The sequence below is a fragment of the Corallococcus terminator genome (assembly GCF_049194865.1).
GTDB classification, from domain to species: Bacteria; Myxococcota; Myxococcia; order Myxococcales; family Myxococcaceae; genus Myxococcus; species Myxococcus terminator_A.
This window is the reverse complement of sequence record NZ_JBLZWL010000123.1, coordinates 161727-188276: the sequence shown is the minus strand read 5'-3', so window position 1 is coordinate 188276 and position 26550 is coordinate 161727. Positions and strand designations below refer to the sequence as shown.

Annotated in this window: 17 protein-coding genes; 9 read left to right on the top strand and 8 right to left on the bottom strand. The window is 70.8% G+C overall.

What is annotated here, in order from left to right; genetic code table 11:
- Window positions 1-35: 35 nt before the first annotated feature.
- The 4 genes from ACN469_RS36845 to ACN469_RS36830 all read left to right on the top strand — a co-directional run bounded on the left by ACN469_RS36845 (window position 36) and on the right by ACN469_RS36830 (window position 11700).
- Complete coding sequence (locus ACN469_RS36845) at window positions 36-1643, top strand: CocE/NonD family hydrolase (protein WP_498775932.1); 1608 nt, start codon at window positions 36-38, stop codon at window positions 1641-1643.
- A gap of 252 nt (window positions 1644-1895) precedes the next feature.
- Complete coding sequence (locus tag ACN469_RS36840; RefSeq protein ID WP_498775931.1) at window positions 1896-3740, top strand: OmpA family protein; 1845 nt, start codon at window positions 1896-1898, stop codon at window positions 3738-3740.
- A gap of 11 nt (window positions 3741-3751) precedes the next feature.
- Window positions 3752-7894 (top strand): DUF4215 domain-containing protein, encoded by a 4143-nt coding sequence (locus tag ACN469_RS36835; RefSeq protein ID WP_498775929.1) that lies wholly within the window; start codon window positions 3752-3754, stop codon window positions 7892-7894.
- 86 nt (window positions 7895-7980) lie between these two features.
- A complete protein-coding gene (locus tag ACN469_RS36830) occupies window positions 7981-11700 on the top strand; it encodes a protein kinase domain-containing protein (protein ID WP_498775928.1) in 3720 nt (1239 codons plus the stop codon).
- A gap of 10 nt (window positions 11701-11710) precedes the next feature.
- Here ACN469_RS36830 and ACN469_RS36825 read toward each other — a convergent pair whose 3' ends face one another.
- The 4 genes from ACN469_RS36825 to ACN469_RS36810 form a co-directional block, all read right to left on the bottom strand.
- The gene (locus ACN469_RS36825; protein ID WP_498775927.1) at window positions 11711-12052 is read right to left on the bottom strand and encodes a hypothetical protein; all 342 of its coding nucleotides are present in this window, start codon (window positions 12050-12052) and stop codon (window positions 11711-11713) included.
- Between the two features lie 171 nt (window positions 12053-12223).
- Window positions 12224-13840: a sigma 54-interacting transcriptional regulator gene (locus ACN469_RS36820; protein WP_498775925.1), complete on the bottom strand. Its 1617-nt coding sequence runs from the start codon at window positions 13838-13840 to the stop codon at window positions 12224-12226.
- Window positions 13841-14098: 258 nt separating this feature from the next.
- Entirely contained in the window at window positions 14099-14806 is a 708-nt protein-coding gene (gene infC / locus ACN469_RS36815) for a translation initiation factor IF-3 (protein WP_163869228.1), read from the bottom strand.
- A 275-nt stretch (window positions 14807-15081) separates the two neighbouring features.
- Window positions 15082-15636, bottom strand: coding sequence for a GNAT family N-acetyltransferase (locus ACN469_RS36810; RefSeq protein ID WP_498775923.1), 555 nt, complete (start codon window positions 15634-15636; stop codon window positions 15082-15084).
- 208 nt (window positions 15637-15844) lie between these two features.
- Between ACN469_RS36810 and ACN469_RS36805 the strand changes: the two genes are divergently transcribed.
- Window positions 15845-16930, top strand: coding sequence for an NAD(P)H-dependent flavin oxidoreductase (locus ACN469_RS36805; RefSeq protein WP_498775921.1), 1086 nt, complete (start codon window positions 15845-15847; stop codon window positions 16928-16930).
- An 84-nt stretch (window positions 16931-17014) separates the two neighbouring features.
- Window positions 17015-18814 (top strand): DUF6311 domain-containing protein, encoded by a 1800-nt coding sequence (locus tag ACN469_RS36800; RefSeq protein ID WP_498775919.1) that lies wholly within the window; start codon window positions 17015-17017, stop codon window positions 18812-18814.
- Between the two features lie 8 nt (window positions 18815-18822).
- Here the strand turns inward: ACN469_RS36800 and ACN469_RS36795 are convergent, their stop codons facing one another.
- The 3 genes from ACN469_RS36795 to ACN469_RS36785 all read right to left on the bottom strand — a co-directional run bounded on the left by ACN469_RS36795 (window position 18823) and on the right by ACN469_RS36785 (window position 22255).
- Window positions 18823-19719: a bestrophin family protein gene (locus tag ACN469_RS36795; protein ID WP_498775917.1), complete on the bottom strand. Its 897-nt coding sequence runs from the start codon at window positions 19717-19719 to the stop codon at window positions 18823-18825.
- Window positions 19720-19959: 240 nt separating this feature from the next.
- Complete coding sequence (locus tag ACN469_RS36790) at window positions 19960-21075, bottom strand: sialidase family protein (protein WP_498775916.1); 1116 nt, start codon at window positions 21073-21075, stop codon at window positions 19960-19962.
- A gap of 133 nt (window positions 21076-21208) precedes the next feature.
- Entirely contained in the window at window positions 21209-22255 is a 1047-nt protein-coding gene (locus ACN469_RS36785; RefSeq protein ID WP_498775915.1) for a serine hydrolase domain-containing protein, read from the bottom strand.
- 104 nt (window positions 22256-22359) lie between these two features.
- Here ACN469_RS36785 and ACN469_RS36780 point away from each other — a divergent pair, with 104 nt between their 5' ends.
- Window positions 22360-22929 carry an SRPBCC family protein gene (locus ACN469_RS36780; protein WP_498775913.1) on the top strand — a complete coding sequence of 190 codons (570 nt, stop codon included), beginning with the start codon at window positions 22360-22362 and terminating at the stop codon, window positions 22927-22929.
- Window positions 22930-22985: 56 nt separating this feature from the next.
- Here the strand turns inward: ACN469_RS36780 and ACN469_RS36775 are convergent, their stop codons facing one another.
- Window positions 22986-23924 (bottom strand): LysR family transcriptional regulator, encoded by a 939-nt coding sequence (locus tag ACN469_RS36775; protein WP_498775911.1) that lies wholly within the window; start codon window positions 23922-23924, stop codon window positions 22986-22988.
- Between the two features lie 152 nt (window positions 23925-24076).
- Here ACN469_RS36775 and ACN469_RS36770 point away from each other — a divergent pair, with 152 nt between their 5' ends.
- Window positions 24077-24835 carry an SDR family NAD(P)-dependent oxidoreductase gene (locus tag ACN469_RS36770; RefSeq protein WP_498775909.1) on the top strand — a complete coding sequence of 253 codons (759 nt, stop codon included), beginning with the start codon at window positions 24077-24079 and terminating at the stop codon, window positions 24833-24835.
- 142 nt (window positions 24836-24977) lie between these two features.
- Window positions 24978-26507: a PKD domain-containing protein gene (locus ACN469_RS36765; RefSeq protein ID WP_498775907.1), complete on the top strand. Its 1530-nt coding sequence runs from the start codon at window positions 24978-24980 to the stop codon at window positions 26505-26507.
- Window positions 26508-26550: the final 43 nt, after the last annotated feature.

Sequence of the window (26550 nt, the reverse complement as noted above, 5' to 3'; positions counted from 1 at the left end):
GGCGCCCCCTCTAGCCAGCAGTCCCGAGGTGCCCCATGGCGCAGCGTCTTGCCCCCCGGTTGCTCCGACTGCCGTCCCTCCTCCTGGCGTTGTTGCTCCCCTTCGCCGGAACCGCCGCCGTCCCACATCCCTCCCCTGTCGCGCGCGCCGTGTTCGCGGCGGTGCCGACCACGGGCTTCCAGTTCGTCGACATCCCCGTCGGCAACGGCGTGGTGCTGAAGGCCAACTTCATCGCGCCGACGACGCCCGGCCCCCACCCCGCCGTCGTCTTCATCGCGAGCTGGGGACTCAATGATTTGGAGTACCTGGCCCAGGCCAAGGCGCTGGCGCAGAAGGGCTACGTGGCCCTGTCGTACACGCCCCGGGGCTTCTGGGCCTCGAGCGGTGGCATCGACACCGGCGGGCCCGCGGACATCGCCGACACGTCGCGCGTCATCGACTGGCTGGTGGCGAACACGCCCACGAACAGCGCGCGCATCGGCCTGGCGGGCGTGTCGTACGGCGCCGGCATCTCCCTCATCGCCTCCGCCTTCGATTCGCGCGTGAAGGCCGTGGCCGCGCTCTCCGGCTGGACGGACCTGGTGGCCTCGCTGTACGGCGGTGACACCCGCAGGCCGCAGGCGGTGGCCCTGCTGGATATCGCCTCGCGCCTCTTGGGCAGGCCCAGCCCCGAGCTGCGCACCACCATCGACAACTACTTCGCCAACCGCGACATCGAGGGCATCAAGGCCTGGGGCCGCATCCGCTCGGCCTCCACCTACGTGAGCCGCATCAACGTGAACGCGCCCGCCATCCTCATCGCCAACGCGTATGGCGACAGCCTGTTCCCCCCCAACCAGCTCTCCGAGTTCTTCGGCCAGCTCACCGGCCCCAAGCGCCTGGAGCTCGCCCCGGGAGACCACGCCGTCGTCGAGGCCACCGGCCTGCTCGGCCTGGACAACCACGTGTGGACGAGCTTGCACCGCTGGATGGACCAGTACGTGGCCGGCATCAACACGGGCATCGGCAACGAGGCCCCCGTCGTCCTGCGCACCTACGACGGCGACGTGGAGGGCTACACGTCCTGGGCCGACGTGTCCTCGGGCACGCAGCGCCACGCGCTGGGCGCCATCCGCCTGCTCGACGGCACCGGCACGCTGGGAGGCTCCTCCGCGACGTCCTCGCGCACCCTCATCAGCGGCTTCGACACCACCGCCGACGCGGGCGTCGCGCTGCTCACCAACGGGCTCCAGGCGCTCACGGGCATTCCTCCCATCGTCTGGCTGCCGGGCGTCAACCGCCTGAACGCGGGCGTGTGGACCTCCGCCCTCTCCACGCGCGCCATCTCCATCCGCGGCGTGGCCACGCTGCGGCTGCGCATCACCCCCACGAAGGCGTCGGGCACCGTGGTCGCCTACCTCTATGACCTGGCCGGCGACTTCGGCGGGCTCATCACCCACGTGCCCCTGAGCTGGCAGGGCGCCACGCCCGGCGCGCCGCTCGACTTGAACCTGGTGTTCCCCGCCACCGCGTACGACGTCCCGGCCTGGCGCCAGCTCGCGCTCGTCGTCGACACCGAGGACCCGCTCTACTTCGACGCCAACACCACCGGCGCGCCGCTGGCGCTCGGCGGCCCGTCCTGGCTCGACCTGCCGCTGCGCTAGAAATGCTCCCCTCCCTCCCGGACTCCACATGGGTCCGGGAGGGGTCTGTCTTCACCCGCCCCTCCTGACCTGACACGTCAACGGCACGCTCGCGCGCGTCCGGACGTGCCCTGACACGTCAGGGGAGACCCTCCACGCTCGGCCGACTCCTCACGACGCCCTGGCCCGGCGCGTGCAAATGTGCGCTCGCACACATTTGGTGGCTGAAGGTCGCGCGCGCTCCTGATGAGCCGCGCGGATGTGGAGGAACCCTTGAACCCAAGAAGTCGTCATCCCCTGCTCGGAGGACTCGCCGTTCTCTGCGCGCTTTCCACCCAGGCGCAGGCCCAGCGAATCCCGAGCATCGAGCTGGAGCGGTTGCAGCTCAACCCCGGCGCGAAGGACAGCCTCGTGCTGTCCACCGGCGACCTGCTGCCGGACGGAACGTTCCGCCTCGGCCTCACGGCGCACTACGAGCACCAGCCCCTGGTGCTGCTGCGCAACGACGAGGTGCAGGGCACCGTCGTCTCCAACCGCGTGTCGGTGCACTTCACCGGCGCCTATGCGGTGACGGACTGGTTGGAAGTGGGCGCGCAGGTGCCCGTCGTCACGCAGTGGGGCCCCGAGACGCGCGCGCTTGGCTATGAGAAGCCGGGCACCTTCGCGCTGGGCACGCCCTGGCTGCAGGCGCGCGCGGGCCTGATGTCGGAGGCGCGCGGCGGGCCGCTGGACCTGGGCCTGCACCTGGGCGCCGCGCTGCCCTTTGGCAGCGAGGAAGTGCTCACGAAGGATGACGGCTTCGTCTTCACCCCGCGCGTCGGCCTCGGCAAGAAGCTGGGCGACACCTGGCGCGTGGGCGCCGACGTGGGCGCGCTGGTGCGGACCAAGACGTACGCCCTCTCCCCCGGCGCGGACCCGCTGCGCGACGAGATGGGCGTGGAGCTCAACGGCGGTGTGAACCTCACCGCGAACCTCTTCGGCCTGCGCGAGGAGCTCGTCGTGCGCGGCACGCTGCCCTTCGCCGACGCGCCCGAGTCGCTCGAGGTGCTGCTCGGCCTGCGCACGCTGCCGAAGAACGGCGCCGAGCTCTACATCATGGGCGGCCCGGGCTTCGGCAAGACGCCGGGCACCCCGGAGTTCCGCGTGCTGGGTGGCGTCAACTTCGGCGCTGGTGACATGCCGGTGGCGTCATGTGTCGCGGGCCAGCCCCACGACGCGGCCCGCTGTCCGGACCTGGACGCGGATGGGGACGGCGTGAAGAACGTGGCGGACCGCTGCCCGACGGCGCCGGGACTCGCCGAGCTCAACGGCTGCGCTGACACGGATGACGACAAGGACGGTCTGATGAACCTGGCGGACCGCTGCCCCGCGAACGCGGAGAACATCAACGGCTTCGAGGACGCCGACGGCTGCCCGGATGACCCGGACACGGACGGCGACGGCCTGGCCGACTCCAAGGACGCCTGCCCCAACGCGCCGGAGGACCTGGACGGCTTCGAGGACGCCAACGGCTGCCCGGACCCGGACAACGACCAGGACGGCGTGGCCGACGCGCGCGACGCCTGCATGAACGAGGCGGGCCCGAAGGAGAACCGCGGCTGCCCGGACAAGGACCGCGACGGCGACGGCCTCGTGGACCGCCTGGACAACTGCCCCGACGAGCCGGGCACGGAGAAGAACCACGGCTGCAAGCAGAAGCAGCTGGCGAACATTGGAGAGGGCCAGATTCGCATCCTCGAGTCCGTCTTCTTCGAGAACAACCAGGATGTCATCAGCGCGCGCAGCCACAAGCTGCTCGACAGCGTGGCGTCCATCCTCGCGTCGCACCCTGAAATCGAGAAGCTGCGCGTCGAGGGCCACACCGACAACACGGGCAAGGCCGACTACAATCTGGACCTGTCCCAGCGCCGCGCCGAAGCGGTGGTGAAGTACCTGGTGGGCAAGGGCCTCGGCCGCGAGCGGCTGGATTCGCAGGGCTTCGGCCCCGCCAAGCCCATCGCCGAGAACACCACCAAGCCCGGCCGCGCCAAGAACCGCCGCGTGGAGTTCCGCATCGTCGGTGACGCCGAGGGCGTCGAGACGAAGCAGGGCGCTCCCACCGACACCATTGAGAAGTGAGGCAGACACTCATGAACCCACGAATCCCCGACCCCCTCTGTCCGGAGCCCGCCAAGTCCTGGCGCCCGGGTCTGTCCACCGCGCTCGCGCTCGCGCTCTTCACCGTCCTCACCGGCTGCGAGCAGAACACCCCGACGCCTGCTCCCGTCGAGGAGGCCGCGCTGTCCCGGCTGGCCGCTCCCGTCGTCGGCGACGGCCGCATCCAGCCCGGCGAGCAGTGTGACGACGGCAACACGGTCAACGGTGACGGCTGTTCCGCCACTGGCGCCATCGAGGCCGGCTACCTCTGTCACGTCCCTGGCCGGGCGTGCTCGCTCGCCACGCTGTGCGGCAACCTTGTCGTCAACCCGGGCGAGGCCTGTGACGACGGCGACACCGCCGCCGGCGCCAACGGCTGCACCGCCACGTGTGACTTGTCGCTGTGCGGAAACGGCGCGTTCAACAACCGCCAGTATCCGAACTTCGACCAGGAGATCTGCGACGACGGCAACCGCACCGAGGGCGACGGTTGCAGCCGCCTGTGCGAGGTGGAGCCCGGCTTCGCCTGCGCGGGAACGCCCAGCCGCTGCGTGAGGGCGGGCCTCGCGTTCTTCAACACCGGCGTGGACCAGAACAACCGCCGCCTGGAGACCGGCGCGGATCCGCATTGGTTCTACACGGGTGGCACGACGGGCGCCGCCACGGGCGTGCGCAACGCCGTTGACTGGCCGCAGGAAGTCACCACGGCCCGCTTCATGGCGGCTCCCCTGGGCGCGCCCGTGTGCGTGTACCAGGACTTCATCATCCCCTCGACGACGAACGTCGCCCAGTTCCGCATGCGGCTGGCCACGTTCAACGACAACGAGTTCGACAGCGCGTCCGTCAACGGCGTGGGCTTCACGCCCACCACCGTGAGCGAGCCCGCGGGCAACGCCTGGCAGAAGAACATCATCCGGGAGTTCGGCACGACGGCGGCCTGGCGCACGGGCCTCAACCGCATCGAGCTGTGCAACGAGAACGCGGCTTCGACGCCCAACGCCTTCCGCTACCTCTTCGTGGACGCCTACGACGACCGCTGCGGCGACGGCGCGGTGTCGCTGCGTGAGGAGTGCGACGACGGCAACACCAACAACAACGACGGCTGCAGCGCGAGCTGCGGCATCGAGCCCGGCTATGGCTGCGCGGGTACGCCCAGCTCCTGCTCGGCGACGTGCGGCAACGGCCTGCTCAACTCGGGCGAGCAGTGCGACGACGGCAACCTCACCGCGGGCGACGGCTGCAACGCGTCCTGCCGCGTCGAGCCCGGCCACGCGTGCCCCACCCCGGGCCAGGCGTGCGTCACCACCTGCGGCAACGGCGCGGTCGACCCGGGCGAGCTGTGCGATGACGGCAACGGCCTGTCCGGCGACGGCTGCTCCAACGCCTGCCGCATCGAGAGCGGCTACGAGTGCGTCGGCCAGCCGTCCAACTGCGCCCCGCTGTGCGGCAACGCGCGGCTGGACGCGGGCGAGCTGTGCGACGACGGAAACATCAACCTGGGTGACGGCTGCTCCAACGCCTGCACCCTGGAGCTGGGCTACTCCTGCCCCACCGTGGGCCAGCCCTGCGTGCAGACGTGCGGCAACGGCCAGGTGAACCCGGGTGAGCAGTGCGACGACGGCAACCTGAACTCGGGTGACGGCTGCGCCACCGAGTGCCGCGTGGAGCCTGGCTACTCGTGCAGCAGGCCCTCCAACGGGGCTTCCGTGTGCGCCCAGACGTGTGGCAACGGCACGGTGAACACCAACGAGACGTGCGACGACGGCAACACGACGAACGGCGATGGCTGCTCGCAGGGCTGCGGCGTGGAGACGGGCTACTCCTGCTCCGGCGCGCCCTCCACTTGCGCCACGCTCTGCGGCGACGGCATCACCGCCGGCGCCGAGGCGTGTGACGACGGCAACGCGACGGCCGGCGACGGTTGCGCCGCGTGCGCCGTGGAGCCCGGCTACAGCTGCCCGCCTCCTGGCAACGTCTGCTTCAACACCTGCGGCAACGGCGTCATCAACGCGGGCGAGACGTGCGACGACGGCAACACGACGAACGGCGACGGCTGCTCCGGCATCTGCGGCCGTGAGCCGGGCTACTCCTGCTCCGGCGCGCCCTCCACCTGCGCCACCACCTGCGGCGACGGCGTCGTCGCCGGCTCCGAGGTGTGTGACGACGGCAACCTGAACAGCGGCGACGCCTGCTCGCCGCGCTGCCTCTGGGCGAACGGCCAGCCCTGCAGCGCCTCCGGCGTCTGCGAGAGCGGCACCTGCAACCCCCACACGGACGTCTGCGTCACCGCCAACGTGTGCGGCAACGCGATGCTGGACAACGGGGAGCTGTGCGACGACGGCAACACCGCCAACAACGACGGCTGCTCGTCCACCTGCGCGATTGAAGCGGGCCATGGCTGCACCGGGAATCCGTCCGTCTGCGCCGTGACGTGCGGCGACGGCATCAAGGCTTCCTCGGAGGCCTGTGACGACGGCAACACGGCGGCGAACGACGGCTGCTCGGCCACCTGCACCATCGAGGCGGGCCACGGCTGCCAGAACACCAACGTGCGCGCGTTCTTCACCCGGCAGGGCAACAGCCAGTGCACCCAGGTGGCGAGCCTCTCCGCGCCGGACCTGGCCGCGGGCGACACCCAGGCGTCGCTGACCGTGCCGGGCCGCTACCGCATCGGCTACGTCTCTGGAGCGGTGAGCTACTCGGGCGCCAGCAGCTGGTATCCGGGCATCTTCGGCTTCAACCACACCACGGGCGCGGGCGTTCAGCGCTTCTCGCTCGGCAACGTCCCGGCGGGGGGCCCCGCGTCCACCACCCGTGACGCCGCCATGGAGCTGGGCTTCCCGCTGCGCCGCGACTTCGACGCGACGTCCGGTGACGTGCGCCTGGCGCTCATCGACACCGACTGCGCCGCGAACAACAACACGGAGACCGCGGTGGCCTACCGCGCGGACTCGCTGTCCATCTGCCAGCTCATCCCCGTGCTGACGGACCCGGCTCCGGGCGGCGTGTCGAACCCCGTCATCGGTGGCACCGGCTCTCCGGGCTCCACCATCAACGTCTACGTCGACGGCAGCCCCACCCCGGCGTGCACCGCCGTCGTCGACAACAACGGCAACTGGACGTGCGACCTGGGCAACATCCCCGAGGGTCCGCACTCGGTGGTCCTCACCTCCACCGAGGTGGGCGCCACGGAGACGGCTCCTCCGGTGAACATCACCATCGCCACCGGGCCGGCCGCGCCGGTCATCACCGGCCCCACCAATGGCTCCACCACGAACGACTCGACGCCGCCCCTGAGCGGTACGTCCGAGCCGGGCGCCACGGTGGTGGTGAGCGAGGGTGGCACGGTGCTGTGCACCGCCACCGCCGACGCCACGGGCAACTGGAGCTGCTCGCCCGCCACGCCGATGACGGACGGCCCGCACACCATCACCGCCACCGCCACGGACGGCGCGGGCAACACCAGCACGCCTTCGGCTCCGGTGACGTTCACCGTGGCCGGGACGCCGCCTGCCGCGCCCGTCATCACCGGCCCCGCGAATGGCTCCCTGCTGAACACGTCCACCCCTGCCATCTCCGGCACCTCCGTGCCGAACGCCACGGTGACGGTGCGCGAGGGTGACACGGTGCTGTGCATCGCCACCGCCAACGCCACGGGCGCCTGGACCTGCACGCCCACCACGCCGATGTCGGACGGGACGCACCGGGTGGTCGCCAACGCCACGGACACGGATACGGGCCTCACCAGCGCGCCCTCCAACGTCGACACGTTCCGCATCGACACCCAGGCGCCCGACACGTCCTTCAACCGCAACCCGCCGACGCGCACCGGCGACCCGGAGGCCCCCTTCGGTTACGCCTCCAACGAGGATGGCGTGAGGTACGAGTGCAGCCTGGACGGCGGGCCCTTCGTCGCCTGCCGGGACACCTACGACGTCAGCGACGGTGAGCACACCCTGCGGGTGCGCGCCACCGACGACGCCGGCAACGTGGACGGTACGCCCGCCGAGTACCGGTGGACGGTGCTGAACACGCGCGCCTTCGCCGGCGGAGGCTGCAGCGCGGCCCCCGCGACGTCCTGGCTGCCCCTGCTCGCCCTGCTGGGCCTGCGCCTGCGCCGCAAGCAGCGCCGGTAGCTCGAAGGTTTCCGCCGGGAGGTCCACATCCCTTCCCCCAGTCCCCTCCCCCGGGGACTCGTGGGCCTCCCGGCGGGTCTCCCCGCATGGCCGCGCAACCCCGTATGCTGGGGGCCGTGGACATCGCGGGGAAGAAGCAGGAGACGTATGAGGAGGAGCTGCTCCTCGCGCTGGACGAAGGGCTCGTCTCCACCGAGGAGGCTGCCGCCCTGCGCGAGGAGGCGCTCGACCTGGGACGCAGCCCCCTGGAGCTCTTGCGAGAGCAGGGGCGCCTGGGCGAGCACACGCTGAGCGAGCTGCGCGAGGAGGTCTCGCGGGAGCTGGGCGGAGGCGCCAGTGGTGGCCCGGGCCCGCTGGAGGCCGCCACGCTGGACCCGGACACCCCCGTGGTGGCCCCGCCGGCCGCCTCCGCCACTTCGGAGGACCCGAGCGCGGACCCGTCCTTCCCCGTGCCGGACTGGGACCGCTACCAGCCCGTGCGCTTCCTGGGTCAGGGCGGCATGGGGCAGGTGTTCCTCGCCTATGACCCGCTGCTGCGCCGCAACGTCGCGCTCAAGTTCGTGAAGGGCGGAGACCCGGAGCTGGCGCGCCGCTTCCTCTCCGAGGCCCGCGCCCAGGCCCGCGTGCGCCACGAGCGGGTGTGCGAGGTGTACGAGGTCGGCGAGGTGCAGGGGCGCGGCTACATCGCCATGCGCTACGTGGCCGGCCAGTCGTTGGGCCAGCTCGCGCCGTCGCTGACGCCGGAGCAGAAGGTGCTCGTGCTGCGTCAGGCCGCCGAGGGTGTGCACGCCGCGCATCGCGCCGGACTCGTGCATCGCGATATCAAGCCCGGCAACATCCTGGTGGAGCGCACGGAGGACGGCGACTTCGCGCCCTTCGTCATGGACTTCGGTCTGGCCAGGGACTGGCGCGAGGAGGGCGGCCTGCACGGCGTGGTGATGGGCACGCCGCAGTACATGGCCCCCGAGCAGGCCAAGGGAGACACTGCGCGGTTGGACCGGCGCGTGGACGTCTACGGCCTGGGCGCCACGCTCTACCTGCTGCTCACCGGGCAGACGCCGTTCCACGGCGCCAACGAGCACGACATCATCACCCGGCTCCAGACGGAGGAGCCGCGCCCTCCACGCGCGTTGGACCGGGACATCCCCCAGGACCTGGAGGCCGTCGTCCTCAAGTGCCTGGAGAAGGACCGCTCGGCCCGCTACGACTCGGCGCGGGCGCTGGCTGATGATTTGGAGCGCTTCCTCGGCGGAGAGCCGGTGCAGGCGCGGCGGGGCCTGGGCTACCGGCTGCGCAAGAAGGCGCGCAAGCACCGCGTGGCGCTGGGCGCGGGCCTCGCGGCGCTGACAGTGGTGGCGCTGGCGCTGGGGCAGGCGGTGCTGGCGCGCAGCGAGGTGGCCGAGCGCGAGCGGCTCACGCGCAGCTTCACCGAGCGGGTGGAGCGCATCGAGGCCGCGGCGCGCTACTCGTTCCTCTCGCGCCTGCACGACACGCGCGAGGACCGCGCGGCCCTGCGCGCCAGCATGGACGCGCTGGAGGTGGAGGTGAAGGAGGCGGGAGAGCACGCGGTGGGCCCCGGCCACTACGCCCTGGGCCGCGCGCTGCTGGCGTTGGGTGACGTGGAGGGCGCGCGTCGGAAGCTCGAGTCCGCGTGGGAGCACGGCTACCGCGAGCCCCGCGCGGCCTGGGCGCTGGCGCTGGTGCTGGGTGACCAGTACCGCGAGAAGCTGCTGCTGGACTTCGAGCGCCGCAGCCCCGAGCAGCGCGAGCTGCGCCGCCGCGAGCTGGAGCAGCGCTACCGGGACCCGGCGCTGGCCTACCTGCGTCAGGCCGAGGGGCCGGACGTCCCCGCGCCGCCGCTGTACGTGAAGGCCCTGTTCGCCTTCCACGAGGGGCGCCACGAGGAGGCGCTGGCGCACCTGGAGGCGATGAGCAACACCCAGCCCTGGTTCTACGAGGCGCCCCTGCTGCGCGGAGACGTGTACATGGCCCGCGCCATGGGGCGCTGGCACCAGGGGGACGGCGTCGGCTCGCAGGCGGACCTGGAGGCAGGGCGGCGCGCGTACGCGGCGGCCATCGCCACCGCGGAGAGCCAGCCCGACGGGCACTACGCCCTGGGACGCCTGGAGCTGGCCGCGCTGGTGATGGAGCTGTACGGCGCGGGCAACGTGCTGCCGCCCTACCAGCGGGGCCTGGAGACGCTGGACTACGCGCTCACCGCCGCGCCGGACCACCACCGCTCGCTCATCGTGCGCTCCCGGCTGTACCGCCGCCTGGGCGAGCAGCACTCCAACCAGAACACCGACGACGTGGAGACGCTGTTCGGCAAGGCCATCGACTCGGCCCAGGCCGCGCTGAAGCTGGCGCCCCCGAGCGACCGCGTCACGCTGGAGCTGGCCATCATCCACCGGCTGTGGGCCCGTCACCGCCAGCGGCTGTCGCAGGACCCGCGCGAGCAGCTCGGCCTCTCCATCGAGGCCCTGGAGCGCCTGGGCCCCGAGGAGCGCGACTATGCCTTCCACGCGAATCTAGGCCTGACGCACCAGGTGTGGGCCGACTACGAGAGCGAGCACGGGGAGGATTCGCTCGGCCACCAGGGAAAGGCCATCGACGCGTACCTCGCCGCCATCCGCGTGAGGGAGAACCAGGCGGACGCCTGGATAAATCTCGGCAACTCCTACCGCGCGCGGGCGGCCATCCCCAGCGCCCCGGACGCCTCGGGAGATTTGACGCGGGCGATGGAGGCCATCGAGCGCGCGCTCACGCTCAACCCGCGCAATGTCATGGCCTGCTTCCAGGGCGCTGACGTCGCCGAGCAGCTGGCGCGCTGGCGACAGGAGCACGGGCAGGACCCGGAGCCGGACCTGGAGCGGGCGCTGGCGCTCTACCGCCAGGGCCGGGACATCAACCCCAAGCTGCCGCAGCTCCACAACGGCCAGGGCGCCGCGCTCCTGTGGCAGGCCGAGCAGCGCTGGGAGAACGGGAAGGACGTGGGGGCGCTGTTGACCGAGGCGCGCAAGGCCTTCGAGCAGGCGCGCACCGTGGCCCCGCAGCAGGCCTTCGCCTACAACAACCTGGGCGAGGTGGAGGCGGTGCGCGCGGGCTTCCTCGTCGCGCGAGGCGAAGACCCGGGCCCGAGCCTCAAGGCGGCGAAGGAGGACTACCGCCGCGCGCTGGAGCTGCTCCCGGGCGACGCGGACCTGTGGACCAACCTGGCGCGGGTGCACGTGCTGTGGGCCACCCACGCGCTGGCGCGCGGGCGCGACGTGGGCAAGGACTTGACCCAGGCGGAAGAGGCGCTCGCGCGCGCACGCGAGCTCAACCCGAAGCTGGCCTACGCGTGGCGCTACCAGGGCGGCGTGCTGGACGTGCACGCCCGCGACAAGGCCCGGCGAGGCACCGCGAAGGACGAGGACTTCCACCAGGCCGCGGAGGCGCTCGCGCGCGCGGTGGAGCTGGCGCCCAGGCGGCACGAGTACGTGCTGGCGGCCGGAGAGCTTCAGCTCGCGTGGGGACGCTGGAAGCAGGCGCAGGGAGAGGACGCGACGCCCATGCTGACGCGGGGGCTGGAGCACGTCGCGCGAATCGTGGCGGCGCGGCCGGCGTGGGCGCGGGCCCTGCTGCTGCGCGCGGGGCTGCGGCTCGCGCTGGCCGACAACGCGCCCTCCGAGCAACAGCAGGCATGGCGCGTCCAGGCCCGCGAGGACGCGGAGGCCGCGCTCTCACGCAACCCCCACCTCGCGCCAGGCTGGAAGGGCAGGCCCACCTCCGACTCGGAGCTGTCGGCCCACCCTCCCCCGCCCTGAGGCGCGGCGACTACTTCCTGGTTTCTTCCGGCGGGTCGGTCGTCACGTCCAGACCGCCCTTCTTCGTCTCGTACTGGTTGCCCGGGCCGTGCTTCGCGTCGGGCAGAATCACCTCGAACGGGTAGTTACCCACGGAGCACGTCAGCGTCACGCTGTTCGCGCTGTTGGACGCGGCCAGGGAGCTGTTGCTCAGGAAGAACGGGCCGGGCGCCGAGAGGCAGGTCGCGTCGGGGAACTTCACCTCGGCGGACACGACTTCATCCAGGGTGAACGTCACCTCGTCGCCGTGACGGACGCGGGCCTCTGCCGGGGAGGGTCCTGTGGACTGAATCCTGATGACGATATTGGCCATGGGCCGTGGCTCCTTCTGGGGGTTGGACTGACTGTCTGTGGCAATAGACTGCAGGCACCGTACCAGCGCGCGCCGACATCCGGCTCCCTCGGAAGCGCCTCGAGGACACGCGGCGTTGGAAGAGAATGGACGCGTCAACGACGTGTCATGCCCGGAGGCTGACGCGTCCACTCACGCGTCGGACAGGCCCAGCTCACGCACGCGGCGCTGCAGGGCGCGGCGGGAGACCTCCAGCCGCTGCACCATCTTGTCCAGGTCACCCTCGCACTCCTGGAAGCAGCGGGTGATTTCCTCCGGGCTCAAGTCCCGGGCGGTGCGGATGAGCGAGCTCTTGTCGATGAGGACGTAGACGGAGGGGCGCGGAATGCCCAGGTAGTCCGCGGTGGCCTTCAAGTCCCACGAGCAGGCGCGCAGCGCCTCCAGCAGCTCGTTCTCGTCGACCTCGGACGGCTTGCGCCGGGAGGACTTCGCTTCGGCGGCGTCGGGCACGCCCGGGGTGGGCCCGGCCAGCACCTTGCCCGGCACGGGCAGCGACTCCGCGTCCAGCGTCTGCTCCAGCCGTGAGTCGATGCGCAGGCCCGGCAGGCCCCGGCTGCCGATGACGAGCTGCCGCGTGACGTTGCGAAGCTGCCGGACGTTGCCGGGCCAGGCGTAGCGCACCAGCCGGACGGCGACGGCCGCGGGAAGCCAGGGCTGCGCGCGCGGGTCCGTGGAGGCCAGCCGCCACGTCTCGCCCGTCGTCTCCAGCTCCTGGCGGGCGAAGTGGAGGAACAACAGGCCGATGTCCTCGCGCCGCTCGCGCAAGGCGGGCACCCGCAGCTCGAAGCCCGCCAGCCGGTGCAGCAGCGGCGCCTTGAACAGGCGCTCCTCGATGCGCGCCTCCAGATTCGAGTCCGTGGCGGCGACGAGCCGCACGTCCACGGGCACCGGCGTGTGGCCGCCCACCGGGTACACCTCGCCCGTCTCCAGCACGCGCAGGAGCGCCGCCTGCACCTCGGGGGGCGCCTCGCCCACCTCGTCCAGGAACAGGGTGCCGCCGTGCGCGGCGCGGAAGAAGCCCTCGCGATCTCTACTGGCGCCCGTGTACGCGCCCCGCTGCGCGCCGAACAGCTCCGCGGCCACCAGCTCCTTGGAGAGCGCGCCCAGGTTGACGCTGACGAAGGGCCCCGCGCGACGCGGGCCGTTGTCATGGATGGCGCGCGCCACCAGCTCCTTGCCCGTGCCCGTCTCGCCCCGGATGAGCACCGGCACCTGGAGGTCCGCCACCCGCAGGATGTCCTCGCGAAGCTGCCGGATTCCCTCGCCCTGGCCCACGAGCCCCAGGTCCTTGGTGAGCACGTCCCCACCCGAGGAGGCCAGGTGCAGCAGCAGCACCACGCGATCGGCCAGCACCAGCGGCACGCCCGCCACCAGCTCCTCGTGGGTGAACTCCCGGCCCCCGGCCACGGACTCCCCGGCCACGCAGACCTGGGTGCCGTCCTCGGGCACCAGCAGGCGCAGGCCGCCATGGGAGCCCGGCTCGAAGAGCACCGGCGTCCGACTCAGGAAGGGGTCTCCCAGGGGCAGCGCCAAGAGCCCTCCTGGACGGGAGAAGTCCGGCGCGTTGCGCGACAGCGCCGCCGTCCTCCCCACGCTCGCGAGGACCTCCAGCAACAGCCGCTCACCGATGCGCTGAGGATGAGGATGCGACACGACCGTCAAGGCCGGCACGCTCCGCGGGGACTGCGCGGACTTGCCCTTCGTATGGACGGCGGTCGTCGACATGTCGGCGGCGAGCTTCTGCTGCATGGGCTGGTTCGATTTCCAGGTCTTCCAATCTATCAGCGTACACCGACCCGGGACGGGGAGATCAGCCGAGGCGTCTCAACCGTCCGCGAAGCCACGCTCACGAGAGCAAGCCCCTGGTGGCTCGCCTGGCAGCGGCCTCGTGAGAGGACCGCTGTCGTGCTCCCCCATCACCTCATTCCAGAGAGGCTGAGAGGGGTGAGGCCCCGAGAGGCCCCCCACGCGGTGGAGGCTGTCCACCGCGTGCGGGGGGTGTGGGTCTCAGGGCGTCGGGCCCGTCGAGTCCGCGGGCGGAGGCGCGGCGGGGCTGGCGTCCTCTTCCGGCGCGCTACCCGTGGCGGGCGCGGCGGCCTTGTCCGGAGACGTGGGGGCGGAGGGCCGCTTGGGGCCTGCCGCGGCGCGGGCCTGCTCGCGAGCGCGCTGGGCGATCTTCGGCGTGGGCGCGAGAATCATGAACATCAGGCGCCCTTCCATCCGCGGGGCCTGCTCCACCACCGCGACGTCCTTCAGGTCCTTCGCCACGTCGTCGAGGATGGCGGTGCCCTGCTCCTTGTGCGTGATTTCACGCCCGCGGAACTGGATGACCACCTTCGCCTTGTTGCCATCTTCGATGAAGCCGCGGGTGTTGCGGACCTTGAACTCGTAGTCGTGGTCCTCCGTCTTGGGACGGAGCTTCACTTCCTTGAGGTGCACGATGAGCTGGGCGCGCTTGGCTTCGGCGGCCTTCTTCTTCTCCTCGTACTTGAACTTGCCGTAGTCCATGATCTTGCAGACTGGCGGCTGGGCCATCGGGCTGACCTCGACGAGGTCGAGACCTTCCGAGCGGGCCTTGTCGAGCGCGGCCTCGAGCGGCATGACTCCGAGCTGTGAGCCATCGGAGCCGACCACCCGGACTTCACGGGCGCGGATGCGGCGATTGGTTCTCTGGTCGCGGCTCCCGCCGCGGTTGCCTCTTTGATCCCTAAGAATGTGACGCTCCTGCGAAAGGGTGGAAGGACCTGCTGCCCCAAGGGTGGGCAGGTCACTGAGTTACGGCATGGGGTGGGTCGACGCGTACGGCGGGCGGCCCGCCCCTCTGACACTCGCGCACGGTCCGTGCCTCTCCGTGCGACACTTCGAATCTAATCGCCCCCTTGCCCCATGAGAAAGGGAGCAAGCGGGAAGACACGTCCCAGGGGCGAGGACTAGCCCACCGGCGGACATAACACCAGGGCCCCTTCCTTGCCCCGGAATCCCGCCCGGGGTCAGCCATTGGACGAAGCGCGGCGGGCCCGCCACGCGTCCCGGCCCTGCCCCCACAGCTCCACGATGGTGCTTTCCATGGGTGCGGGGAGCTTGCCAGGGCCGCGCAGGGTGGCGCCCAGGCGGCGGGCCACCTCCTGGGAGCCCACATTGTCCGGGGCGATGGAGTGGATGATGTCCGTCCAGCCCAGGTGGTCGCAGGCCCAGTCCATGGCGGCCGAGGCGGCCTCGGTGGCGTAGCCCTTGCCCCAGGCGTCCCGCAGCAGGGCCCAGCCGACCTCCGTGCCCGGCCACCCCTCCGGCTGCCAGGGGCCCACCCGGCCCACCCACCTGCCCGTGGAGCGCTCCAGCACGGAGAACATGCCGAACCCCTGCAGCGTCCAGCTCCCCGCCATGGAGCACATGGCCCGCCAGACGACGGAGCGGGGCTGGAGGCCGCCGATGTGGCGCGAGGACTCGGGGTCGGCCATCAGGGCCACGAAGCCCTCGAAGTCCTCCCGGGCCGTGGGGCGCAGGATGAGGCGCGCCGTCTGGAGCGTGGGGCCTGGTGCAATCATCGTCGATTCCCTGAAAGTGGAGCGGCGCGGAAGGGTTGCACCCACCCCCGTCAGGGGCAAGCGCTGGTTGCCGGGTGACGAGGAAGGCCGCCACAAGCAGGGCTTCTCCACACTGTCACCCGCGAGCGCCGCCTGCCCGGATATCGGGTCGCGAGGTGGGCCCCTCGCCGCTAGGACAGGCCCGGCACGACGGCACGAGGGCCTTCCCATGTGGACTGAGACGCGTGTGGCACGGATGCTTGGAACCCGGCTCCCCCTGGTACAGGGGCCGTTCGGCGGAGGGATGTCGACGACGCGGCTGGCGGCGGCGGTGTCGGAGGCGGGCGGGCTCGGCTCGTTCGGCGCGCACCACCTGAGCGCGGCGCAGTTGGAGGACACCGTCCGGGAGCTGCGGGGGCTCACCTCGCGCCCGTTCGCCATCAACCTGTGGGTACCGCTGGAGGGGGAACGCGAGCTGCGCCCCACGCCGGAGGAGTTCCAGGCGGGCGTCGCCCGGCTCAAGCCCTGGTACGACGAGCTGGGACTCCCCCTGCCCACGTACCCCAGCGCCTTCTCCCAGGACTACGACGCGCAGGTGGAGGCGGTGCTCGCGCTGAAGCCGCCGGTGTTCAGCTTCATCTTCGGCATCCCCTCGGCGCGAATCCTGGAGTCCTGCCGGACCGCCGGCATCATCACCGCGGGGACGGCGACGAACGTGGACGAGGGGCTCGCGCTGGAGCGGGCGGGCGTGGACCTCATCGTCGCCTCGGGCAGCGAGGCGGGAGGACACCGGGCGTCATTCTTGAGGCCCGCCGAGGAGTCCCCCGCGACGACGGCGCTGGTGCCTCAGTTGGTTGACCGGGTGCGCACGCCCGTCATCGCGTCGGGGGGCATCGCCGACGGCAGGTCGGTGGCCACGGCCCTGGCCTTGGGAGCCGAGGGCGTCCAGGTGGGCACGGCCTTCCTCGCGTGCGAGGAGTCCAATGCCAGTGACGCCTATCGCCAGGCGCTGCGCCAGGAGTCCGCGCGCGCCACGGTGCTCACGCGCGTCTTCTCCGGCCGCTACGCGCGAGGCATCAAGAACCGCTTCCTGCGGGAGCTGACGCCACACGAGCAGGCCATCCCGCCCTACCCCGTGCAGAACTGGCTCACCCAGCCGCTGCGACAGGCGGCGGCCCGGCAGGGACGGGAGGACCTCCTGTCGCTGTGGGCGGGGCAGAACGCGCCGCTCATCCGCCACTCGCGCGCGCCGGAGCTGGTCGACTTCCTGGAGAAGGACACCGCGCGCGTCCTGGCGCGGCTCGCGGGACTCTGAGCCGGGCGGGGCGTCGGCTCCGCGAGCCCCGGACCGAGCCCTCCCTCCGAGCCCTCACGGCGCCTTGACGGCGCGGGAAGTCCCGTGCTCAAGCACCGACGAATGTCGGACCAGAGCGCCCCCCTTCCCTCCCAGTTGGAGCCCCCGTCGGCGCCGCGCACCGCGCTGGAGCGCGGCCGTCGCGTCCGGGACGCCCTCACGCGGTGGGGCACGGCCCAGGCGGGACCGCTGGGAGCGGCGCTCGTCGGCCTGCTCGCGTTCCTGGCGACCTTCGGGCCCGGCGCGCTGGCGCCCTGGCGCATCGGCTGGCTCATCCGGGACGACTTCAGCCAGCACCTCTTGGGGTGGCTCTTCTTCCGCGAGACGCCGCTCGGCTTCCCGCTGGGGGCCACGCCCAACTACCTCCATCCGCTGGGGACCTCGCTCGGCTACACGGACTCGCTCCCGTGGGTGGGCCTGCTCTTGCGGCCCTTCTCCTTCATGCTGCCCACGGACTTCCAGTACATCGGTCCGTGGATGTGCCTGTGCCTCATGCTGCAGGGCGCCTCGGCGGCATGGGTGGCGCGGCGGCTGGGCGCCTCCACACAGCACCAGTGGTGCGTCGGTGGCCTGCTGGTGCTGTCGCCCGTGCTGCACTCGCGGATGTGGTTCGCGCACGAGGCCCTCTGCGCCCACTGGCTGCTCGTGCTGCTGGTGGGGCTCCACCTGATGCCCCAGCGCGACGCGCGCGACGCGAAGCAGGCCCTGGGCATCGGCCTCGCGCTCTGCGTCTTCGCGGCGGGCATCCACCCCGTCATCGCCGCCATGACCTTGCCGCTCGCGCTGGCCCTGTGCGCGCGGACAGCGCTGGAGCAAAAGCTCCCCTTCGCCTGGCCCGCGCTCGCGGCGGTGGCCTGCTTCGCGTCCGTGCTCGGACTCTTCTTCGCCTTCGGCTACCTGGGCACCAGCACGCCCGTGAGAGCCGAGGCCTTCGGCGAGTTCTCCGCGGACCTGACCACGCTCTTCAACGGCGGGGGCCATGGGGAGTTCAGCTGGTCCCGGTTCCTGCCTCCCCTTCCCAAGCGAGGAGCCCAGAACGAGGGCTTCGGCTACCTGGGCGCGGGGGGCCTCATCGCGTTCGCGCTGGTGCTCGGGCTCATGGCACGCCAGCCCCGGCGCATCCTCGCGCTGTGGCGGCGCTGGGTGCCCGTCACCGTCGTGGCCCTGGGGCTGGCCTTCTTCGCCCTCTCGTGGCGCGTCACCTTCCAGGGAGAGCAGGTCGCCGACCTGTCCGCGCTCTATCGCCCCGTGCTCAAGTGGGCGGAGGCCTTCCGCTCCTCGGGCCGCTTCGTCTGGCCCCTGCACTACCTGCTGCTCGTGGGCGCCGCGCTCGCGATTCCCAGGCTGGTGCGCCCGTCACTCGCGCCCACGCTGGCGGGGCTGCTGCTGCTCATCCAGGCGCTGGACCTCAACCTCGGCCAGGGGCGGAAGGCCGAAGGTGGCGGAGGCCATTGGAACGCGCGCCCATCCCCCGCGCTCACCGAGGCGGCGAAGGGCCGCAAGCACCTGGCGCTGTATCCGCCGCAGATGCATGACGGCTCGGGCTGGGGCTGTCGCGCGGGCCCCATGGACTTCCACCGCTGGGCCTACCGCGCGTACCGGCTGGGCCTCACCTTCAACAGCGGCTATGTCGCGCGCATCGACGATGCGAAGGCGCAGACGTACTGCCTGGGCATGGACGCCGAAATCGCCGCGGGCAAGCTGGACCCCGAGACGGTCTACCTGGTCATCCCCATCCGGGTGAGCTGGCTCCAGAAGATTCCCGGAGCGCGCTGCAAACCGGAGGACGGGCTGTGGCTGTGCGTCTACGACGTGCCGCCCGAGCCCTCCGTGTCCGGCCGCTGAAGTCCTGCTCAGGCGGCCGGGGGCGCCTGGCGCGACTGCGTCTCCTCGGGCAGCAGCACCCTCAGGTTGGCATGGATGGTGTTGCAGATGGCATCCAGCGGCAGGTCGTTGTCGTCATGGCCGAAGGGGTCTTCAATCTCGACGCCAATCTCCTCGATGCCGAAGAAGATGTACGCGACGATGAACGTGGCGAGCACCGTCAGTCCGCCGAAGGACTCCACCAGCGCGAAGGGCAGCGTGTAGCAGAAGACGAGCAGCGCCCGGCGCAGGTGCATCACATACGCGAAGGGGATGGGCGTCTTGCGGATGCGCTCACAGCCGCCGATGTAGTCGACGAGCAGGTGGACGTCCTGGTCCAGCTGCATCTGCACGTACTCGGAATACAGGCCCTGGCGACGACCGGTGTCGAGCAGCGCGCTGAGCTTGCGCGCCACGGCGAACGGCGCGTGCTGGCTGCTCACCACCTCCGCCACCTCCTCCGGCGGCAGCTCCTGGGCCAGCGGCCCCAGCTCCGCCTTGGTTCGCAGGAACGACGCGGACGCGAAGGGGAAGGCGGCCGTCCACCGCAGCAGCGCGGCGTAGAGGGCGGGCTCGGACTTGAGGAAGACGCCCGAGGCACGCGCCAGGTTGCGCGTCTCGTTGACGATGCCGCCCCACAGCTTCCGCCCCTCCCAGAAGCGGTCATAGGAGGAGTTGGTGCGGAAGACGAGCAGGAGGCTCAGGGAGATTCCCGCCAGCGTGTGCACCGTGGGGGGAATCGCCACCGAGCGGACATGGGAATGGAAGATGGTGACGCCCAGAGCCCACAGGACGCAGACCATGACTCGGGCCACGATTTCGCGGACCATCGAGCCCTTGAGGTAGTGGAAGTAACTCCACCAACGATGCGGATCGTACTCAACCATGGGATTTGGGGGGCGTAGGCTGCCACGGCGCTTGAATCAGCGCCGCAACCTTTTCGTCCAGGGGCGGTGGGTGTGTCCAGCCCAGGTTCGCCCTCCTGCCTGCCCGCCGCCGAGCGGTCAAGGCGCTGGCCATGGCGCTCACCCACCCCTGGCTCGCGCTCACCCACGCGGACACGCTCGAGTACTTCGCGGAGAACCAGCCCTTCCTCCCGTGAGCAGGGCTGGCCTCGGTGCGCGTGCCTACCGCTGGAGCACGCGGTTTCCACCGAGCGCGTCAATCACCACGATGACGTCGTTGGGGGCGCGCTCGTAGAGGCCCGGCGTGTAGTTGCGGGACGTCGCCGTCCACACGGGGCTCGGAGCCGACCACGTCTCGAAGTTGGCCGTCGTGCTGACGAAGCCGACGTGGCAGTTGCGCTGGTCCACGGGGGCACTCGACAGGTCGGGCGGTCCCGCCTTGTCCTCGTCGGTGCAGAAGGCGACGCCAACGGGGCCGTTGCCCACGCGGATGGCATACGGGACATAGGCGTTGTAGCGACGGCCGGAGCCCGGGTCGACGCGGGAGCGATAGACGGTGCGCCGCAGGGACTCGTCCCACGTCCTGCCGCCGTCCCACGACTGCACGGCGTTGATGACATTGGCGCGCGCGCCTCCGGTGGCGAAGGCCTCCACTCCCTCCACGACGACCATCAGCCGGTCTCCCCCGAGCTGCACGACGGTGGGCATGCCCTCTCGGTTCAGCGCTCCGGCGCGCTTGTCCCACGCCACGGCGACGACGCCATACGCCGTCCACGGCCCCGAGCTTCCCGCACGTCCCTGCATGGCAATCCACTGGTGGCCCGGATAGCCGCGCTGCGCGGCGAGCGGCTCGGAGTCGTAATAGACCTGCAGGTCTCCATTCGCGCGCTGGAAGAGGAAGGGCGCTCCGACGAAACGGGCGACGGGACCGATGACGGTGCTGTCGTAGACCCACTGGTCTCCGTCGTTGTCGCTCCGGGTGATGGTGATGCGGTACTGGCCACCGGCGTACTCGCGGAACGCGCAGAAGATGATGCGGGTCCCCGGGATGGCTCGCATCGTCACGTCGCCGAACTGCACCGCGGGGTTGTTCGCGACGGAGCCATGGGGCGACCAGCTCGCGCCACCGTTGGCGCTCGTCCAGACGTCGATGCGCGTCCCCGCGCTCGCGCCGCCAATCAGGAGTCCATCCGAGCGACGGGTGATGCTCCGGATGGGCGCGCCACCGCTCGCCATCAGCGTCCCCCAACCCCCCGCTGGCAACGAGTCCTCGCTTCGGGCCAGCGGCTCGCCTTCGTCGCGAGGAGCTTCGGGTCCACACGCGGCGAGCGCGGCCATGAGGAGAACCACGGCCAGCGGGCACGAATCAGAGCGGCGGCCAGTCCGGAGCACGGGAGCAGGTGTCATGCGCTCCAGCGTGCCTGTTCGTGTTCTACCGGCTCAAGCCGATAAATCAGCATTTCCTGAGCTACTAAGGGGTTGTCTCCGTGAGCAGTCGGGAGAGGAGCGCGAAGCCAGGGGCCTCCAGGGGCACGCGGCCCCGGAGCGCGGCGAGCAGGGACCAGCCGTGGTTGGAGAGCAGGACGACTCCCGCGTCCGCGGAGGGCGCGAGGCCGAGGAAGCCGACGTAGCCACCCATCACCGACGAGCACCACGCCACGGGGTGTCCACGAAGCTGGGAGATGGACCAACCGAGCCCCATGCGCACGGAGCCGCCCTCGGTGCGAGGGAGCCATGTCAGCTTCAAGGGGCGTGAGAGGGACTCGTCGGCGCGGCCGAGGCTCGCGTCGAGGAAGCGCAGCAGGTCGGGCACGGTGGAGTGGAGCGCGCCCGCGCCAGGAAGCGCGGGGAAGGTCCAGGCGGGCACGGGCCGGCCGCGCGCGGTGTGGCCGGAGACGAGGCGCGGTGCCAGTTCGTCCGTCACGCGCGCCGAGGTGTCGCTGAGCTTCAGGGGCGTGAAGAGTCCATCGCGGAGCGCGTGTCCGTAGTTGAGCCCGGCGCGGCGTGAGAGCGCATGGCCCAGGACGCCCATGCCGAGCAGGGACTCGGAGACGGGGCGCGGTGGCGGGAGCTGGGGGTGCCAGGTGCGGAGGAAGTCTCCGAAGAGGTTGGCGGAATAGTGGCCGAACGGGTCTTCGGGATTGCGCGGGGCCGCATCCAGGTTGGGCGGCAGGTGGGGCATCCCGGAGGTGTGCGTGGCGAGCTGCTCCAGGGTGATTCGGCCCGCGTCCGCATCGGGGAGGAGCGAGCGGGGAATCACCTCGGCGAGCGGCATGTCGAGTCGTGCCTTGCCTTGCTCCACCAGGAGGGCGAGCAGCGCGCCGGTGAAGACCTGGGTGAGACCGCCGAGGGAGAACAGGGCGTTGTCGGGAGCCGGTGCGCCCTTCCCTCGGAACGACTGGACGTGGTGCTCGCCGCGCGACGTCAGCCCCGCGCACAGGGAAGCCGAGCGATAGCTCCGCACATAGCGGCGGGTCTCATCCTGGAGCAGCGTGGCGAGGGGCGGAGTGGAGCGCACGCAGACCGTCTACACCATGGCGGACACGGGCCGCGCGAGGGTTGTCACTTCCTGGTTGCCTGGACGCTCCGGCGTCTCCATGGTCTGCCCCCAGGAGGAAGCACATGCCGACCGGACTTGCAGCGGATGGAACGTATGGGGCCGGAGCCCGACGCACCTTCGACCTGACGGCCGAGGAGGCGTGGCGGAACTGGGCGGATGCGAAGGGCCTGGGGCGATGGCTTTCACCCGCGCAGGCGTCGCTCAAGGAGGGTGACCTCACCACGCTCAAGGACGGAACGGACGTCGTCGCGATTCGGGCGAGGCCTCCGACGCTGCTCCGCATCCGACTGAATCGCATCGACTGGCCGCGCCCGAGGACCGCGCAGCTCCGCGTCCTCCCGGCCGCGAGAGGCGTCACTGTCGCCCTTCACGCGGAAGGACTCCCCGACGCGACGACGCGCGCGGACTACATCCAGCGATGGACGAAGGCGCTGACCGGCGGAGCCTCGACTCCCGCGAAGAAGACCGCGACGCGGAAGGCCCCTGCGAAGAAGACCGCGACGCGGACGTCAGCGACGAAGAAGGCCTCCACGCGAAAGACGGCGGCGAAGAAGGCGACGGTGAAGAAGACCGCCGCCCGGAAGCCCGCGGTGAAGAGGCCCTCCGCTCGGAAGAAGCCGGCCAGGCGATAGCGCCGGACCTCCAGTCCGACGAGCGGACGCGGAGGTGTGGCGTGCCCTCGGAAAGCTCACCGCCGGGCCGCCAGCTCCATGACGTCACGCTTGGGCCGGTACGGCGCGAACAGCTCCACCGCCCAGTCCACGAACGCGCGGAGCTTGGCGCTCATGTGCCGGTTCTGCGGATAGACGATGTAGAGCGGGAACGGCGCCCCCTGCCATGCGTCCAGGACTTGAACCAGCGCCCCGCTGGCGAGATGCGGCCGGACCACGAAGGCGGGAAGCTGCGACACGCCCAGCCCCGCCAGCACCGCCGACAAGTGCGCGGTGCTCTCGTTGACGGCCACGCTGGAGCGCCCCATCACGTCGATGCGCTCTCCCTCCCGAGGGAGGAAGGACAACGGAATGAGCCGCCCCGTCCTCGTGGAGAAGTAGCTCACGATGTCGTGACCCTCCTGGAGGTCCGAGGGGTGCACGGGCGTGCCCTTGCGCTTCAGGTACTCGGGCGTGGCGCACGACAGGAACTCCAGCTCGCCGATGCGCCGCGCCACCAATGACTGGTCCGGCAGCACACCCCCGCGAATCGAACAGTCCACGCCGTCTCCCACCAGGTCCACCGAGCGGTCACTCACCCCCAGCTCCAACTGGATGTCCGGATACTTCGCCCGGAACGCCGGCAGCGCGGGGATGAGCAGGAAGTTGGACACCGAGGACCCCGCGTCCACTCGCAGCCGCCCTCGGGGACGCGTCTGCGCTTTCGACACATCCGCTTCGATATCCTCCAGGTCCGCCAGCAGCCGCGCCGTGCGCTCGTAATACGCCGCGCCCTCGGGCGTCACCGTCACCCGCCGCGTGGTGCGCTGGAGCAGCTTCACTTGAAGGTGCTCCTCCAGCCCCTGCACCAGCTTCGTCACCGACGGCTTGGGCATCTTCAGCGTGTCGGCGGCCCGGGTGAAGGTGCCGGCTTCGACCACTCGGGCGAACACCCGCATCGCGGTGAGCTGATCCATGGAGTCATCCTCGAGCGAGCCCGACGGGGGGAGTCCCGGGCTCCCCGCGATTATTACTCGATTGGAAACAGTCCTGTCCCGAGCACGGCGTTTCTCCGCCGAGGCGAGGTCCCTACTCTTTCCTCATCGCAACCCCACACCGGAGACACGTCATGACGAGCACACGGAAGAACCTCGAAGGCAGGGTGGCACTCATCACCGGAGGCTCACGCGGCCTGGGCGCGGCCATCGCCCGAGCCCTGGCGGACGAAGGCGCGGCCATCGCCATTAGCTACGGCTCCTCCGAATCAAAGGCCCTGGCCCTCGTCGAGGAGTTGAAGGCGCGCGGAGTCCGCGCCGAGGCGCTGAAGGCCGACCAGGCCAACCCTCAACAAGTGGAGGCCCTGGTCAACGAGGTCGCCCGGCGCTTCGGCCGCCTGGACGTGCTCGTCAACAACGCGGGCATCTTCCACACCGGCGTCGTCGGAGACCCGTCCAGTGACCTCGAGGCGCTCGACCACCAGTTCTCCGTCAACGTCCACGGAGTCGTCGCCGCCGTCCGCTCCGCCGTGCCGCTGCTGCGCGAAGGCGGACGCATCATCTCCATCGGCTCCGGCATCGCCAGCCATGCGCCCTTCGCGGGACTGGGTGACTATGCCGCCACCAAGGCCGCCATCGCCGCGTACACCCGAGGTTGGGCTCGCGACCTGGGCCCCCGTGGCATCACCGTCAACCTCATCCAGCCCGGCCCCATCGACACCGACATGAACCCGGCCACCGGCGCCAGCGCCCCGGCGCAGATGGCGGGCACCGCGCTCGGCCGCTACGGACAGCCCGAGGAGATCGCCGCCGCCGTCGCCTTCCTCGCCAGCCCCGGCGCCTCCTTCGTCACCGGCGCCACCCTGGATGTGGATGGCGGCTTCAATGCCTGAACTTGAGGGAGTCTTATGCCCCGCAAGTACATTTGCAATGGAGTGGCACGACAATCCCTTGCAAAAACAAGGCATTGAAGATTCCCCTTAGCGCCATGACTACCCCATTCAATCCTGGGAGCCCTTTCTCGAAAGGCCTCCCATGTATTGGAAACCCCGACACCTCCTCGCAGCGGTCCTGTCCCTGTTCGCCCTGCCCGCGTGGGCGCAGTCTTCGAATGTCGCGGTCGGAAAGGCCTCATCGGCGTCCTCGGTGCACGCCAACGGCGCACCCTTGATGTATGGGCATGCCAAGGCGTTCAACGGCATCCTGAACACCGAGGACCGGTGGGCCTCCGCCGCGCCTCCCGGGGCGACGACGCCTGAGTGGCTGGAGGTGGACCTGCAAGCGGTGCATCGCATCGACGGCTTCACGCTGCACTCCGGTCGCGACACCACCGTGGGGCAGCAGATGCTCGACTTCGAGCTCCAACATCGGCTGGCCGCCACGGACAGCTTCCAGACCCTCGCTGGCACCTCCGTCAACAACAACACCCTGCCCACCTGGACGCTGCAGCTCGCCCAGCCCGTGGAGACGCGCTACGTGCGCCTCCTGTGCAAGCGCGCGTCGGGCGGCGACGGCCTGTGCCGGGTGCGGGAGCTGGAGGTGCGGGGTGTCACCCTCGCCAACCAGCCGCCCACCGCCTTCGCGGGCCACGACACCGCCGTCGTCCTGCCCACCAGCTCACTCCAGCTCACGGGCACGGCGAGTGACACGGACGGCACCATCTCCAGCTATCTCTGGCAGCAGGCCTTCGGTCCCACGCCGGCCACGCTGACGGGAGCGACGACGCGGACCGTGAGCGTCAGCGGCCTGACGCAAGGCACGTACATCTTCCGCTTCACCGCCACGGACAACGGCGGCTCCGCCGCGTCGGACACCGTGAGCGTCACGGTGCACCCGAGCACCGCGCCGGTGGACCCGCGCGCGGGCAGGATTCACGTCTGGCCTCGCGGCGGCATCTACGACACCGCTGTCTTCCTCCCCATCGAGTACGGCGCGCTTCCCACGAAGAAGTATCCCCTGGTCCTCTCGCTGCACGGCCGGGGCGGCAGCACGCTCAGCCCGGACCACACCCAGGTGCTCGCCAACCCGGAGGGCTTCATCCGCCAGCTCATCCCCGGCAAGCCCCTGGTCAACACCTACCCCGCCGTCGTCATCGCGCCTCACGCACCCGCTATCGGAGCGCCGCATGACAGCTACTTCAACCAAGACGTCATCCACGCCCTGGTGCTGCAGGCCATCAGCCTCTACAACATCGACCCGGACCGCGTGACGATGACGGGCCTGTCCTGGGGCGGCTCGGGAGTGAATGACCAGCTCCTGAAGTACCGGAGCACCTACGCCGGCGGCATGCCGGTGGCCATCACCACGCCCCTGGCCAACCCTGTCTGCATCCTCGAGGACTTCCCCCTCTGGGCCGCGGGCAACGTGGGCGACGGCGTGTTCAACGCCTGGAAGTGGACCAACCCCACCGACGGCCTGCTGACGCAGGTCCGCCAGTGCCCCGGCTACACCGGCGAGTTCCAGGTCACCGTGATGCCGGGAAGCACGCACAGCGGCTGGGATGAGTTCTGGAGCCGCCCCGACGCACAGACCTGGCTCGTGAGTCAGGTGCGCCAGACGCCCTGATGTCGTCATCTGTCACCTGACGAGCCACGCCTCCGGCGAGTCC

Excerpts from the sequence above, each read along its gene's own strand:
- ACN469_RS36845 (WP_498775932.1), top strand. The coding sequence starts at position 36 with ATGGCGCAGCGTCTTGCCCCCCGGTTGCTCCGACTGCCGTCCCTCCTC.
- ACN469_RS36835 (WP_498775929.1), top strand. The coding sequence starts at position 3,752 with ATGAACCCACGAATCCCCGACCCCCTCTGTCCGGAGCCCGCCAAGTCC.
- ACN469_RS36830 (WP_498775928.1), top strand. The coding sequence starts at position 7,981 with ATGGCCGCGCAACCCCGTATGCTGGGGGCCGTGGACATCGCGGGGAAG.
- ACN469_RS36825 (WP_498775927.1), bottom strand. The coding sequence starts at position 12,052 with ATGGCCAATATCGTCATCAGGATTCAGTCCACAGGACCCTCCCCGGCA.
- ACN469_RS36820 (WP_498775925.1), bottom strand. The coding sequence starts at position 13,840 with ATGCAGCAGAAGCTCGCCGCCGACATGTCGACGACCGCCGTCCATACG.
- ACN469_RS36810 (WP_498775923.1), bottom strand. The coding sequence starts at position 15,636 with ATGATTGCACCAGGCCCCACGCTCCAGACGGCGCGCCTCATCCTGCGC.
- ACN469_RS36805 (WP_498775921.1), top strand. The coding sequence starts at position 15,845 with ATGTGGACTGAGACGCGTGTGGCACGGATGCTTGGAACCCGGCTCCCC.
- ACN469_RS36795 (WP_498775917.1), bottom strand. The coding sequence starts at position 19,719 with ATGGTTGAGTACGATCCGCATCGTTGGTGGAGTTACTTCCACTACCTC.
- ACN469_RS36790 (WP_498775916.1), bottom strand. The coding sequence starts at position 21,075 with ATGGCCGCGCTCGCCGCGTGTGGACCCGAAGCTCCTCGCGACGAAGGC.
- ACN469_RS36780 (WP_498775913.1), top strand. The coding sequence starts at position 22,360 with ATGCCGACCGGACTTGCAGCGGATGGAACGTATGGGGCCGGAGCCCGA.
- ACN469_RS36775 (WP_498775911.1), bottom strand. The coding sequence starts at position 23,924 with ATGGATCAGCTCACCGCGATGCGGGTGTTCGCCCGAGTGGTCGAAGCC.
- ACN469_RS36770 (WP_498775909.1), top strand. The coding sequence starts at position 24,077 with ATGACGAGCACACGGAAGAACCTCGAAGGCAGGGTGGCACTCATCACC.
- ACN469_RS36765 (WP_498775907.1), top strand. The coding sequence starts at position 24,978 with ATGTATTGGAAACCCCGACACCTCCTCGCAGCGGTCCTGTCCCTGTTC.